Annotated in this window: 14 protein-coding genes; 7 read left to right on the top strand and 7 right to left on the bottom strand. The window is 74.9% G+C overall.

Annotated elements, in window-relative coordinates; genetic code table 11:
* Window positions 1–2: 2 nt before the first annotated feature.
* Window positions 3–740 carry a sulfotransferase family protein gene (locus QWY28_RS09745; protein ID WP_300952335.1) on the top strand — a complete coding sequence of 246 codons (738 nt, stop codon included), beginning with the start codon at window positions 3–5 and terminating at the stop codon, window positions 738–740.
* A 13-nt stretch (window positions 741–753) separates the two neighbouring features.
* On the opposite strand, the gene QWY28_RS09740 is transcribed toward QWY28_RS09745, so the two are convergent.
* Window positions 754–2,160, bottom strand: coding sequence for a GH1 family beta-glucosidase (locus tag QWY28_RS09740; RefSeq protein WP_439117247.1), 1,407 nt, complete (start codon window positions 2,158–2,160; stop codon window positions 754–756).
* 16 nt (window positions 2,161–2,176) lie between these two features.
* Here QWY28_RS09740 and QWY28_RS09735 point away from each other — a divergent pair, with 16 nt between their 5' ends.
* Window positions 2,177–2,860, top strand: a complete 684-nt coding sequence (locus QWY28_RS09735) for a pirin family protein (protein ID WP_300952334.1) — start codon at window positions 2,177–2,179, stop codon at window positions 2,858–2,860.
* Window positions 2,861–3,152: 292 nt separating this feature from the next.
* Here QWY28_RS09735 and QWY28_RS09730 read toward each other — a convergent pair whose 3' ends face one another.
* Window positions 3,153–4,073 (bottom strand): diacylglycerol/lipid kinase family protein, encoded by a 921-nt coding sequence (locus tag QWY28_RS09730; RefSeq protein ID WP_300952333.1) that lies wholly within the window; start codon window positions 4,071–4,073, stop codon window positions 3,153–3,155.
* Complete coding sequence (locus QWY28_RS09725) at window positions 4,070–5,650, bottom strand: FAD-binding oxidoreductase (RefSeq protein WP_300952332.1); 1,581 nt, start codon at window positions 5,648–5,650, stop codon at window positions 4,070–4,072. The genes QWY28_RS09730 and QWY28_RS09725 overlap by 4 nt, the downstream gene beginning before the upstream one ends.
* A 17-nt stretch (window positions 5,651–5,667) precedes the next feature.
* On the opposite strand from QWY28_RS09725, the gene QWY28_RS09720 reads away from it, so the two are divergent.
* The 5 genes from QWY28_RS09720 to QWY28_RS09700 are packed head-to-tail and all read left to right on the top strand — an operon-like array spanning window position 5,668 to window position 10,607.
* The gene (locus QWY28_RS09720; protein ID WP_300952331.1) at window positions 5,668–6,285 is read left to right on the top strand and encodes a TetR/AcrR family transcriptional regulator; all 618 of its coding nucleotides are present in this window, start codon (window positions 5,668–5,670) and stop codon (window positions 6,283–6,285) included.
* Window positions 6,282–7,871 (top strand): glycerol-3-phosphate dehydrogenase/oxidase, encoded by a 1,590-nt coding sequence (locus QWY28_RS09715; RefSeq protein ID WP_300952330.1) that lies wholly within the window; start codon window positions 6,282–6,284, stop codon window positions 7,869–7,871. Before QWY28_RS09720 ends, QWY28_RS09715 begins: the two co-directional genes overlap by 4 nt.
* Window positions 7,872–7,931: 60 nt before the next feature.
* A complete protein-coding gene (locus QWY28_RS09710) occupies window positions 7,932–8,933 on the top strand; it encodes a sigma-70 family RNA polymerase sigma factor (RefSeq protein ID WP_300952329.1) in 1,002 nt (333 codons plus the stop codon).
* Window positions 8,930–9,562, top strand: coding sequence for a TIGR03086 family metal-binding protein (locus QWY28_RS09705; protein WP_300952328.1), 633 nt, complete (start codon window positions 8,930–8,932; stop codon window positions 9,560–9,562). The genes QWY28_RS09710 and QWY28_RS09705 overlap by 4 nt, the downstream gene beginning before the upstream one ends.
* Window positions 9,563–9,572: 10 nt before the next feature.
* Complete coding sequence (locus QWY28_RS09700) at window positions 9,573–10,607, top strand: helix-turn-helix transcriptional regulator (RefSeq protein ID WP_300952327.1); 1,035 nt, start codon at window positions 9,573–9,575, stop codon at window positions 10,605–10,607.
* Between the two features lie 53 nt (window positions 10,608–10,660).
* Here the strand turns inward: QWY28_RS09700 and QWY28_RS09695 are convergent, their stop codons facing one another.
* The 4 genes from QWY28_RS09695 to QWY28_RS09680 are packed head-to-tail and all read right to left on the bottom strand — an operon-like array spanning window position 10,661 to window position 13,458.
* On the bottom strand, window positions 10,661–11,932 hold the full coding sequence (locus QWY28_RS09695; protein WP_300952326.1) for a glutathionylspermidine synthase family protein: 1,272 nt from the start codon (window positions 11,930–11,932) through the stop codon (window positions 10,661–10,663).
* Complete coding sequence (locus tag QWY28_RS09690) at window positions 11,932–12,390, bottom strand: DUF350 domain-containing protein (protein WP_300952325.1); 459 nt, start codon at window positions 12,388–12,390, stop codon at window positions 11,932–11,934. Before QWY28_RS09690 ends, QWY28_RS09695 begins: the two co-directional genes overlap by 1 nt.
* Window positions 12,391–12,440: 50 nt before the next feature.
* Complete coding sequence (locus tag QWY28_RS09685; RefSeq protein ID WP_300952324.1) at window positions 12,441–12,830, bottom strand: hypothetical protein; 390 nt, start codon at window positions 12,828–12,830, stop codon at window positions 12,441–12,443.
* 49 nt (window positions 12,831–12,879) lie between these two features.
* Window positions 12,880–13,458, bottom strand: coding sequence for a potassium channel family protein (locus QWY28_RS09680; protein WP_300952323.1), 579 nt, complete (start codon window positions 13,456–13,458; stop codon window positions 12,880–12,882).
* Window positions 13,459–13,489 lie beyond the last annotated feature (31 nt).

Genomic DNA, 13,489 nt, shown 5'->3' with positions numbered 1-13,489 from the left:
CCGTGGGGGACGCTCCGGCGTCGGCCGCGGAGGTCGCGGAGCTGCGGGCGCGCCTGCGCAAGCACCGCAGGCGGGAGAACCCCGACCTCGACTACCTCTTCGTCGTCACCTACGGCCGGTCCGGCTCGACGCTGGTCTCGGGGCTGCTCAACGCGATCCCGGGCTACCTCATCCGTGGGGAGAACCGCGACGCGCTGCACCACCTGTTCACCTTCCACCGCACGATGCTCACCGAGTCGCGGCGCGGCTCGAAGGAGCGGCTGCGGCAGCCGACCCACCCGTTCTTCGGCATCGCCGACTTCCCCGCGCAGCGCTCGCTGGCCGGCATCCGGCGCCTGGTCGTCGACACCGTGCTGCGCCCGGAGGAGGACACCCGGGTGACCGGCTTCAAGGAGATCCGGTGGTACCACCCGGACCTCGAGGAGTACGTCGCGTGGCTGCGCGAGGTCTTCCCCGGCGCACGGTTCCTCGTCAACACCCGCGCGCACGCCGACGTCCTGCAGAGCAAGTGGTGGGCCCAGGGCGACGAGGACGAGCGGGCGCGCAAGGCCGAGCACCTAGAGGAGAACGAGGAGCGCCTCCTGCGCCTGGCCGCGGACCTCGGGGACGCGGCGTACCACGTGCACTACGACGAGTACGTCGCCGACCCGGCCGTGCTGCGCGGGATGTACGAGTGGCTCGGCGAGCCCTGGGACGAGGAGTCGGTCCGCGCGACGATGGCCGTGCGGCACTCGGTCTGAGCGGCCCGGGCCCTCAGCCGACCGAGCGGGTCTGCGCGGCGATGACGTCGGCGTACCACCGGTAGGAGCGCTTCGGCGTCCGCACCTGCGTCTCGTAGTCGACGTGCACCAGCCCGAACCGCTGGGAGTAGCCCTCGGACCACTCGAAGTTGTCCAGCAGCGACCAGCAGTAGTACCCGCGCACGTCCACGCCGCGCTGCACGGCCGTCGCGACGGCGCGCAGGTGGCCGTCGAGGTAGTCGATGCGCGCCTGGTCGTCGACCACGCCGTCGGCGTCGGGTCCGGCGTGGTACGCCGCGCCGTTCTCGGTGATGTAGATCGGCGGGAGCGCGTGGCGGAAGCGCGCGCGGAACATGATCAGCCACTCGCGCAGCGCGTCCGGCACGACCGGCCACCCGGCGTCGGTCGTCGGGTAGCCGAGCAGCTCGCGGAACTCGAAGGGCAGGTCGGCGTCCTCGCCGGCGGCGGCGATCTTCCACGGGTTGTAGTAGTTGACGCCGTAGAAGTCGAGCGGCTGCCGGATGGTCGCGAGGTCGCCGTCGGCCACGACGTCCTCGAGCAGCGGGGCGAGGTCGACCGGGTAGCGGCCGAGCAGCATCGGCTCGATGAACAGCCCGTTCCACAGCGCGTCGAACAGCTTGGTCGCGCCGATGTCGGCGGCGTCGTCGGAGGCGGGCCACATCGGGGCGTGGTTGTTGGCGCAGCCGACGCTCGCGGTGACCCCGGACGGCACGGACGCGCGCAGGGCGATCGCGGCGCGGCCGTGCGCGAGCAGCAGGTGGTGGGCGACGGGGAGCGCGTCGAAGAGCAGCTGGCGGCCCGGGGCGTGCATGCCGATCCCGTAGCCCATCATCATCACCACGTTCGGCTCGTTGACCGGCACCCAATGCTCGACGCGGTCGCCGAACCGCTCGCCGACGAGCGCGGCGTACTCCGCGAAGCGGTCGATCGTCGCCCGGTTGAGCCAGCCGCCGTCGTCCTCGAGCGCCTGCGGCAGGTCCCAGTGGAAGAGCGTGACCATCGGCTGCACGTCGGCGGCCAGCAGCTCGTCGAGCAGCCGGTCGTAGAAGTCCAGGCCCTTCTGGTTGACCGCGCCGGAGCCGGTCGGCTGGATCCGCGGCCACGACAGCGAGAGCCGGTAGCCGCCGACGCCGAGGTCCTTCATCAGCGCGACGTCCTCGTGGAACCGGTGGTAGTGGTCGCACGCGACGTCGCCGGTGTCGCCGTCCTTGGTCCGGCCGGGGGTGTGACTGAAGGTGTCCCAGATCGAGGGACCGCGGCCGTCCTCGCGCGCCGCGCCCTCGACCTGGTACGCCGCGGTGCTCGTGCCGAACCGGAAGCCCGGGGGCAGCTCGGGCAGCTCGGGCAGGCCGGGCAGCTCGGGCAGGCCGCGGGCGGGGTCGTTCGGAGCGGCGGGCACGGGCACAATCATGGCCGTGACGACCGAGATCCGCCGAGGTTCTGCCCGTTTCGTGACCCGGTCGGCCGGGATGGTGACGCACCACGCGTTCTCGTTCGGCGCGAGCTACGACCCCGAGCGGCTGCGGTTCGGGCCGATGGTCTGCCACGACGAGCACCACCTCGGCGCGGGCCGGGGCTTCGACGAGCACCGGCACAGCGGGCTCGACATCGTCACCTGGGTGGTCACCGGCAGCCTCCGGCACCGCGACTCCTCCGGCCGCGACACCGTCGTCTCCCCCGGCCAGGTCGCCGTGCTCGCCGCCGGCTCCGGGATCGAGCACGCCGAGCACGCGATGCCCGAGGGGCGGGCGCACTTCGTGCAGGTCTGGCTCGCCACCGACGACGAGCGGGCCGGGCTCGACCCGACGTACGCCATCACGCCGGCGCCGGCCTCCGCCGTGCCCGGCGCGGGACTCGTCGAGGTGGTCTCCCCGCAGCCCGGCGCCGTGCTGTCCGTCGCCCGGCTCGACCCGCTCGAGACGCTGACCCTGCCGGTCGCCCCGCGCGTGCACGCCTACGTCGTCACCGGTGCGCTCACCCGCAGCTCGCTCGCCGAGCCGCTCGGCGCCGGCGACGCGTTCCTGTTCACCGACGAGCCCGAGCACCACGTCACTGCCGCCGTGCCCACCGAGCTGCTCGTGTGGACGTTCGCGGGGTAGGTGCTGGCGGGTGCAGGAGTCCCCGGTTAACCGGTGACTCCTGCACTTATCGGGGCAGATCTCCCCTGAGAAGTGCAGGGGTCCCCTGAGAAGTCCGGCGTCGGGCTCGCGCCGGGCGGGCCGGGCCGGGCCGGGCCGGGCCGGGCTCGGGCCGGGCCGGGCCGGGCGTCAACGATCGTTCAATTGCGCCGTTTCGTCGGGGTGGAAGCGGTTGCGCACCGACAGAACCGCGCAATTGAACGAATGTTGACGCCTCGAGCACGCCCACACCCGCCACCGACCGCCGCCGGGCTCAGCAGACGACGGCGACGGCTCCGGGACGCACCTCGACGACGAGCGGGTCGTCGGCCAGCCCGGGCAGGAGGCCGAGCGGCTCGCCGTCGCCACCGACGGGCACGGGACTGCCGCCGGACCGGGCGGGGTCGGCGGCCAGCTCGACGCGCCGGCCGGAGAGCACGGTGACCTCGGGCAGGTCGACGTGCCCGCCGTCGTACACCTTCGGCAGGGCGCGGACCAGCGCCGCCTTGGAGGCGGCCTCGATGACGACGACGTCGAGCAGGCCGTCGGTGACCGAGGCGGGCGGGGCGATCCGCATGCCCTTGCCGTAGTAGGCGGAGTTGGCGACGACCACGGTCGCGGCCTCGAGCTCGCGCACGTCGTCGTCCACGCACAGCCGGTAGCCGGCGGGGGCGTAGGTGAGCAGGGCGCCGACGGCGGCGAGGGGGTACTGCAGCCGCCGCGGCAGCCGGTGCGCCCGGTCGACGAGCGCGGCCGCGCGGGCGTCGATACCGCAGTAGACCGACCCGGCGACCTCGCGCGGGGGGTGGCCCGGGAAGGACGCGCACAGGAGGTCGACGCGGCGGGCCGGCCCCGACAGCAGCAGCGCGGCCAGGTCCTCGGGCGACTCGGGCAGGCCCAGCATCCGGGCGAAGTCGTTGCCCCGTCCGGCGGGCAGCACGGCCAGGGTGCCGCCGGCCGCCGACACCTCGCCGGCCAGCGACGACAGCATCCCGTCGCCGCCGACGGAGACCACGACGTCCCCGCGCCCGACCGCAGCGGCGACCAGGCCGGGCATCGCCCGCGGCCCCGGCGAGTAGGTCACGTCGACCGTCGCGCCGGCCTCCCGCAGCAGCCGCGCGACCGGCACGACCGCGCCGGGGGCGGCGCCGCCCCCGGAGGCGGGGTTGACCAGGAACGTGAAGGAGCGGGTCACACCAGCACCCCCGGGTTCAGCACGCCGGTCGGGTCCAGCTCGGCCTTGACCGCGCGGAGCACCGAGACGCCGAGCTCACCGACCTCGGCGGGCAGCCACGGCTTGTGGTCGGTGCCGACGGCATGGTGGTGGGTGATCGTTGCGCCGGTGGCGGCGATCGCGTCGCTCGCGGCCGCCTTCGCACGCTGCCACCGCCCGAGCGCGTCGTCGCCCCCGGACGCGGCGACGGTGAAGTACAGCGAGCACCCGGTCTCGTAGACGTGGCTGATGTGGCACAGCACGAGCACGGGCTCGCCGAGCGCCTCGACGAGGGCGGAGCGGACGGCGTCGTACAGCTGCGGCACCCGCGACCAGAACGTCGCCGTCTCCAGCGTCTCGACGAGCACCCCGACGTCGAGCATCGCGTCGCGGAGGTACGGCGCGTCGAACCGGCCGTGCGCCCACGCCCGGCCCGGCTCCTCGCCGAGCGGCGTCCCGCCGAGTCCGGTGAGCACCGACGCGACCGCGGCACGTCGCGCGGCGACCGGGTCGGGCTCGCCCTCGTGGCCGACCACCATCAGGCAGCCGCTCGCGCCCTCGGCGCCGATCGCGTCCGGCCGGGCGAGGTTGATCGCCGTCTCGTGCTCGTCGGAGAGCCGCAGGACGGTCGGCAGCAGCCCGGCCTGGGCGAGCGTCCGCATCGCCGCCGCGCCTTCGGCGAACGACGGCCAGGCCCAGCCCTCGTAGACCTTCTCGGCCGGCAGCCGCCGCACCCGGACCGTCACCTCGGTGATCACGCCGAAGGCGCCCTCGGACCCGAGCAGCAGCTGCCGGAGGTCCGGGCCGGCCGCGCTGGCCGGGGCGCTGCCGAGCCGCAGCTCACCGCGCGGCGTCGCGACGCGCAGGCCGACGACGAGGGCGTCGAACCGGCCGTACCCGGCGCTGGACTGGCCACTGGACCGGGTGGCCGCGAAGCCGCCGATCGTCGCGTGCTCGAACGACTGCGGGTAGTGGCCGAGCACCAGCCCCTCGGCCGCGAGCAGCGCCTCGGCCTCGGGGCCGCGCAGGCCCGGCTCGAGGGTCGCGGTCATCGAGGTGTGGTCGACCGCGAGGAGCCGCTTCATCCGGACCAGGTCGAGCGAGACGACGCCGGCGTACCCCTCCCGGCGCGCGGCGAGCCCGCCGGTCACCGACGTCCCACCGCCGAACGGCACGACGGCGACGCGGTGCTCGACGGCGACCGCGAGCACCGCGGCGACCTGGTCGTGGTCGGCCGGCCGGACGACCACGTCCGGTGCGTCGGAGAGGTCCCCCGCGCGCTGCCGGAGCAGGTCGGGAGTCGACTTCCCCCGCGTGCGCAGCCGGCGGGTGGCGTCGTCGAGCAGGACGTGGTCGGCACCCACGGCCGCACGCAGCGCGTCGAGGACCTCCGCGGCGAGGGCCGGGGCCGGGACGGTGACGTCGGTGGCCGCCGGGCGCTCGTCGATGCCGAAGACGGCCTCGACCAGCCCGCGGGCGGACTCCGGCAGGGCGCCGGCCCGGGCCGGGTCGCCCCAGCGGCTGGCGTGCATCTCGACGGCGGCGGCAGCAGTGCTCATGCGTTACACTGTGACACATGACGTCACTTCGTCACAACGGTTCCGGCGCCGACGAGCCGGCGAGCCCCCGCGACGGCTACCTCGACGCGGCGCGCGCGTGCATCCTCGACATCGGCTGGCGGCGCACGACGCTCACGGAGGTCGCGCGCCGGGCCGGGGTCTCGCGGATGACGATCTACCGGACCTGGTCGGACATGCGGCAGCTGCTGGCCGACCTGATGACCCGGGAGTGGACCGAGGTCGTGGTGGCCGCGGAGACCGAGGACGAGGACGCCCCGGACCGCACCGTCGTCGAGCGCCTGGTCGACAAGCTGGTGCGCACCGTGAAGGTGCTGCGTGGCAACGAGCTGTTCGTGCGGATCGTCGAGCTCGACCCCGAGCTGATCCTCCCCTACCTGCTGGACCGCCGGGGCCGCTCCCAGCAGCTGGTGCTCGACCTCGTCGAGCAGGCGCTGCGCGAGGCGCAGGCCTCCGGTGACGTGCGTGCGGGGGACCCCGCAGCGATGGCCCGCGGACTGGTCCTGTCGGCCCACGGCTTCGTCATGTCCGCGCACACGATGGTCGACGACACCGTCACCGAGGCGGCGCTCGAGGCCGAGATGCGCGTCGTGCTCACCCGGACGCTGCAGCCGTGAGCGCCCCGCTCGCGCCCACCCGGATCGCCGCGGGCCTCGCCGGCGCGCCGACCGAGGTCGACGTCGTGGTCGTCGGCCTGGGCATCACCGGCGCCGGCGTCGCCCTCGACGCGGTCACCCGGGGCCTCTCGGTGCTGGCCGTCGACGCCCACGACCTCGCGTTCGGCACCTCGCGGTGGAGCTCGAAGCTGGTGCACGGCGGCCTGCGGTACCTCGCCAAGGGGCAGGTCGGCGTCGCCCACGAGAGCGCCGTCGAGCGCGGGGTGCTGATGGAGGTCACCGCCCCGCACCTGACCCGGCCGATGCCGGTGGTCGTCCCGCTCACCAGCAGCGTCACCCGCGCCCAGGCCGTGCTCACCGCGGCCGGGCTGCGCGCAGGCGACGCCCTGCGACGCGGGGCCCGGACCCACGCCGAGACGCTGCCCCGCCCGCGGCGGCTCTCGGCCACCGAGACGCTCGCGCTCGCGCCCGCCCTCCGGCCGGCCGGCCTGCGCGGCGGCATGCTCAGCTGGGACGGCCAGCTCGAGGACGACGCCCGGCTGGTGACGACGGTCGCGCGCACCGCGGCCGCGCACGGCGCGGCCGTCCGTACCCGCGCCCGCGTCCTCGGCACCGCCCCGGCCGGCGGCGGGACCCTCGGCACGGAGGTGTCGCTGCGCGACGAGCTGACCGGCGCGACCTCGACCGTCATCGCGCGGATGGTCGTCAACGCCGCCGGCGTGTGGGCGGGCGACCTCGCCGAGGAGGTCACGCTCCGCCCCAGCCGCGGCACCCACCTCGTCCTGCGCGACGACGCGCTGCCCGGCCTGCAGGTCTCCGTCTTCGCCCCGGTCCCCGGCGAGACCAACCGCTTCGTCCTGGTGCTCCCCCAGCCCGACGGCACGGTGTACGTCGGCCTCACCGACGAGCCGGTCGAGGGACCGGTCCCCGACGTGCCGGTGCCGACCGAGCCCGAGATCGGCTTCCTGCTCGACGTGGTCTCCGCCTGCTTCGCCCGCCAGCTGCACCGCTCCGACGTGGTCGGCGCGTTCGCGGGGCTCCGGCCGCTGCTGGAGTCCGGCGCCGGCGGCTCCACCGCGGACCTCTCGCGCAAGCACGCGGTGCTGGTCGGCCGCTCGGGCATGGTCACCGTGGTGGGCGGCAAGCTGACGACGTACCGCCGGATGGCGCAGGACGCCGTCGACGCCGCCCTCACCACCCCGGCGGCCGCGGGGCTGGCCGCCGGTCCGTGTCGCACGCGGACGCTGCCGCTGCTCGGCGCGGCTCCCCGCCCGGTCCTCGCCGGGCTCGAGCAGGACCGGCGGCTGGTGCGTCGCTACGGAACCGACGCCGCGCTCGTGCTCGCCTCGGCCGTGGAGGTGACCGGGCTGGACGAGGCCGCGCTGCTCGCGGCGGTCGCGCCGGGCGTCCCCGTCACGCTGGCCGAGCTCGTCTTCGGCGTCACCCACGAGGGCGCCGCGGACGTCGACGACCTGCTGGACCGGCGTACCCGCGTCGGCCTGGTCGCCGCCGACCGGGCCCTCGCGGAGCCCGCCGCGCGGCGCGCGCTCGAGCTCGCCGCGGGGTCGGTGCCCGAGCACCGATGAGTTCGGCACTCGACGCCGGTCGATGAGCGGAGCAGACTGACCGAGGTGGAGGCACAGGGCATGACCGCGACCGCGACGACGACCACGACCACGACCACGACCGACCCCGAGCTGAGCGACTTCCCGACGCTCACCGAGCGCTACCAGCGCGAGCTGCTCGCGCACTGCTACCGGATGAGCGGCTCGGTGCACGAGGCCGAGGACCTGGTGCAGGAGACCTTCCTGCGCGCCTGGAAGGCCTCGGCGGACTTCCAGGGCCGCAGCTCGGTGCGCACCTGGCTGTACCGCATCGCGACCAACGTGTGCCTGACCAACCTCGAGGGCCGGCCCCGGCGACCGCTGCCCGCGGGCCTCGGCACGCCCGACCAGATGGCCGGTGAGGCGCTCGAGACCGACCACGAGATCGCCTGGCTGGAGCCGGTGCCCGACGCCGCGGTCGTGGTCGCCGAGCGCGACTCGATCCGGCTCGCGTTCGTCGCCGCCCTCCAGCACCTGCCCGCCAAGCAGCGGGCCGTGCTGATCCTGCGCGACGTGCTGCGCTGGTCGGCCGCCGAGGTGGCCGAGGCGCTCGACACCACCGTCGCCGCGGTGAACTCCGCGCTCCAGCGGGCGCACGCGCAGATGAAGGACCGCGGGCTCACCGAGGACACCGTCCGGCCCGACCTGAGCGAGGCCCAGCAGCAGCTGCTGGAACGGTACGTCGACGCGTTCTGGCGCAAGGACGTCGGCGAGATCGTCAGCATGCTGACCGCCGAGGCGACCTGGGACATGCCGCCGTTCACCAGCTGGTTCAAGGGTGCGACGAACATCGGCTGGCTGATCGGCAACGAGTGCCCCGGCGGGGTCCACGACATGCCGATGCTCGCCACGTGGGCGAACGGCCAGCCGGCGTACGGGCTCTACATGCGCACGCCCGAGGGCGACTTCACCCCGTTCCAGCTGCAGGTCATCGAGCTCGACGGGGACAAGGTCAGGCACGTCACCGCGTTCTTCGACCACCGGCTCTTCGCGATGTTCGGCCTGCCCGACCGCCTCCCCGCCGACCACCAGCCGGTCTCGTGACCCGGGCGCTCGACGGCGCCGTCGAGCTGCTCGACCGGTCCCTGGCCTACGCCCGGATGGCCCTCGCCGACGTCACGCCCGCCGACCTCGACCGGCGCACACCGTGCACCGCGTGGACGCTGCGCGCGCTCCTGGCCCACATGGAGGACGCCCTCGACGCCTTCACCGAGGCTGCCGAGGGCGTCGTGCGGGTCGACCCGCCGCCGCCGACGCTCACCCGGGTCGACGCGCTGCGGGAGAAGGCGTGCGCGCTGCTGGCGGCGTGGACCCGGGCCGTCGCGGGCGAGCCGACCGGGGGCGACGGGTCGGTGGCGGTCGGCGACGCCGGCCTCGCCGGGCCGCTCCTCGTCGCGGCCGCTGCCCTGGAGATCACCGTCCACGCGTGGGACGTCGGCCGGGCGACCGGCCGCGGCGGGCCGCTGCCCGAGGACCTCTCCCGCGGGCTGCTCGCCGTCGCCGGGGTCGTGGTCGACCCCGCGGACCGGGGGGTGCGGTTCGGACCGGTCCGCCCGGTCGCCGACGACGCGACGTACGCCGCGCAGCTGCTGGCCTTCGTCGGGCGGGACCTGGCTGGACCACCCGCGGCCATGTCGCGCGAACCGGGCACGCGGGGCGGCCTGGCTTCCTAGGGTGGCGGCCGTGCCCGAGACCGCCGCCCCCGTCGTCACCGTCGCCACCGCGCCGGTCGACCGCGTGGCGGACCTGGTCCGGGCCGGCCGGGTCGTCGACGCCCTCTCGGCGCTGACCCGGCTGCGCGGGTCCGGGCTGGCGCCGCGCGACGGCGTGCGGGCGGCCCTGGCGGCCGTCGAGTGCCGGCTGGCGCGCGGTGACCTCGGCGACGTGGTCGCGCTGGGGGACCGGCTGGAGACGTACGCGGCGGTGGGGTCCCCCGTCGACGCCGCCGAGGCCGACGTCGCCGCGTTCGCGCTCCACGCCCGAGGCGAGGTCGCCGCGGCGCTCTCCGAGGTCGACCTGGCGCTCGAGCGGTTCACCGCCGCCGGCGACGTGCTGGCCGCGCTCGACCCGCCCGCGGAGGTCCGCCTCCAGCACGTCCTCGAGGTCCCGTGGCGGGCGGGCGCGGCGCTCGCGCTGGTGCGCACCGGGCGGTTCCGCGAGGGGGCCGACCTCGCGCGCGAGCACCTCGCGGTCGCGGAGGCCTCCGGATCGCCGTACGCCGTGGCGAGCGCGCTGCGCACGCTGGCCACCGCCGACTCCGGCGCCCACCGCACCGCGCTGCTCCGGCGGGCGCGGGCGACGCTGGCCGCGGCCGGATTCCGCGCCGAGCGGCTCGCGGCCCAGCTCGACACCGACCTCGCCGGCCTGCTGCTGCTCGCCCCCGGGACCGAGGACCCGCAGGAGGCGCTCGCCCTGCTGCGCGGCGCGGAGGCGTACGCCGGTCGCCAGGAGCTCTGGCCGCTGCGTGGTCGGGTACGTCGCCTGCTGGACCGGCTCGGCGAGACCCCGCACCGCGTGCAGTCCGAGGCGCTCGCCGCGCTGACCGCCTCCGAGCGGCGGGTCGCCGCGCTGGCCGCCGACGGGCTGACCAACCGCCAGATCGCCGCCGAGCTGGTGGTGACCGTCAAGGCGGTCGAGTGGCACCTCTCCCGCGTCTACCGCAAGCTCGGCATCACCTCGCGCACCCGCCTCGCCGCCACCCTGGGCGCGCCCGCCTGAGGGTGCGGGAGTACCCGGTCAACCGGTGACCCCGACACCGCCCGCACCGGCCCTCAGGCCCCCGGCGGCAACCGGGGCGGGTCGGCGGGGACCCGGTCGAGGATCCAGGCCTGCACCTGGGCGTCGTCGGGGGAGAGGGCGTCGCTGATGGCGTGCGGGACGACCCGGCTGAAGTAGTCGGTGACCGGGCCGTCGGACTCGCGCACGATCATGCCGGCCGCCTGGCCGTCGACGATCCACGAGCCGAGGACGACGTGGTTGCCCTCGTAGACCGGCAGCTGGGTGTAGCCCTGGTAGACGAACCCCTCCTCGCCGTACACGCCCGGCATCCGGGTCTCGTACCCGTCGGCGAGGTGGATGCGGATGTTGTCGCCCTCGCGGCCGTGCAGCGGCTTGGCGACCCACTCCTGGAGGTCGCGCGGCTCGTCGAAGTGGGCCGGCAGCAGCAGGCGGTGCCCAGGGTTGCGCTCCCACAGCACCGGCAGGATCGCCTTGGTCGACAGCAGCACCTTCCACGGCGGCTCGAACCAGCGCACGGGCTGCCGCTCGGCCCCGTCGACGATGAGCCGGCCGAAGTCCTCCCCGAGCATCTCCTCCCAGGGGTAGAGCTTGAAGGCCGTGCGGATCGGCTGGTCGTGCACGTCGCGGAACTCGCGGGCGTCGGGGTTCCAGCCCACCTCCGCGATCGGCTGCGCGAGGGCGGTGACGCCGGCCTGGATGGCGCAGTCCATCAGGTAGGTGACGGTCATCTCCATCTCGCCGCCGTCGTAGGAGCCCTCCTCCCCGAGGTCGTAGAGGAAGTGCACCCGACCGTCGCCGAGCGAGCCGAAGTTGAGCAGCCGACGCCAGCAGTTGACCAGCCGGTCGTGGACGCTGTTCCACTGGTCGATGTCGGTCATGACGTCCTCGACCCACCGCCACTGCGCGACGCCCGTCTCGACCAGCCCGGTCGGGGTGTCGCCGTTGACCTCGAGCATCTTCACCGAGCCGTCGGCGCCGTAGGCGAGGTCGAAGCGGGCGTAGACCGCGGGGTCCTCCCGCGCGATCGACTCCCGCACCAGCGCGAGCGTGCCGGGCGGGAGGCCGAGCCGCTGGTCGGTCATCGTCGCGGCCATGTGCCCGGCCGCGTCGACGCACATCGCCCACAGCTCCTCGGTCGCGGCCTCGAGCATCTCGACCTCGTCGAGGGTCAGCTCGTACCACGCGGCCTCGTTCCAGTACGGCACCTTGGTGCCGTCCGGCTTGTCCGTCGTGGGGAAGATCAGCCCCTGCTCGGTGACGATCCGCTCCCAGTCAGGGCGCGGGCGGGCGCGGTGGCGCCACATCAGGCGATGCTCGCGCAGACGATCGCGCCGGTGCTGAGCGCGACCGCCGCGGCGACGTACGCCAGGGGGCGCACGGGTCCGGCGGAGGTGACGATCGTGCGCAGGTCGCCCGGCGTGATCGCCTCGATGACGAAGAACATGGCCGCGTTGAGCACGATGCCGAGCACGCCGAAGGACAGCGTCCAGGCCAGCGCCCAGCCCAGATCGGTCTCCCCGTTGGTCCAGATCGCGGTGAACAGGACGGCGGCGTTGGAGACCAGCCACGCGCCGGTCACGACGCCGGCGGAGCGGCTGGCCGCGTGCACCGACTCCTCGCCGCGCTCGTCGATGCCGCGCAGGTGGCTGCCGAGGTGGCCCGGGGTGACCAGGTCCAGCACGTAGTAGGCGGCCACCAGCAGCAGGCCGGCGAGCACGGCGTAGACGACGGCGTGGCCGAGGGCGTTGAGCAGGTCGGACATCGGTTTCCTTCGCGGGTCGGGGTGGGGGAGGTACGGCGCGGGGCGCGCGGTCAGCCGGAGAAGCCGCGGCTGCTGCCGCCGAACCCGCCGGTCTTGGTCGTCGACTTCACCGTCGAGCCGCCGGTCGAGGGCAGGCCGCCGCGCTGGACCTTGCCGGAGAGCGAGGAGCCGTTCCAGGTGCCGCCGGAGACGGGCGACCCGACCGACGGCACCCGCGAGCTCGCGCCGAGGTAGTACCAGAAGAAGCCCGTGCCGACGCCGTTGTAGTCGCGGTCGTCGTCGCACTCGTCGTCGTCGACCCGCTCCTCGGTCTCGGGGTTCACGCAGACCGCGGCGTAGTCGGCCGAGGACGAGCAGCCGGTCAGGCCGGCCGCCATCAGCGCGGTGACCCCGAGGGCGACGCTCGTCGAGCGCATCCGACGTCGGGCGGTGGTGGTCATCGGTTCCTCCGAGGGGTGGTGCGCGGGTGGGGGGTGGTGCCGGTCGGGGTCACGGCCGTTCGGCCCGGAACAGCCGGAGCATGCGGTCGTCCACGTCGTCGGCAGCCGTCACGTCGTCCGGGACGGCGCCGTGCCGGTGCTCACCGAGCCGCTCGCGCAGCCACTCCTCGCCGTGGGCGTCGGCGAGGCTGTCGACGAGCAGGTGCTGGAGCAGCTCGACGCGGTCGTGGAGGGACTCGATGGTCTCGGCGAGGGCGACCTGCTCGTCGTGGCTGAACTGGTCGCGGTCGTGCACCAGCCCGGCGATCACGTGGCCGATGGCGATCGGGACCAGGACGAGCATCGCGACGATGAGCACGACGGCCACGGCCCGGCCGGCGGTGCTGGCGGGGTAGGAGTCGCCGTACCCGACGGTCGAGCCGGTGACCACGCCCCACCACAGCGACTCCACGGGGCCCTTGTCCTCGAGCGCGGCGTAGGCCAGGGAGCAGCCGACCCAGGTGCTGAGGATCGCGGCGACGAGCAGCCAGGGGTGGTTGACGAGCCGCCGGGCCGGCCGCGCCAGGCGGGCAGCGGCGCGGGCGTCGGCGCGGTCGTCGGCGGGGTCGCTCCCAGGCGCGGCGGTCATCGTTTCTCCCAGCAGTGAGGTCCGGCCGACC

The sequence above is a fragment of the Nocardioides oceani genome, from assembly GCF_030412965.1.
Lineage (GTDB): Bacteria > Actinomycetota > Actinomycetes > Propionibacteriales > Nocardioidaceae > Nocardioides > Nocardioides oceani.
The sequence above is the reverse complement of the archived record's forward strand: the minus strand, read 5'-3'. Positions and strand labels throughout refer to the sequence as shown.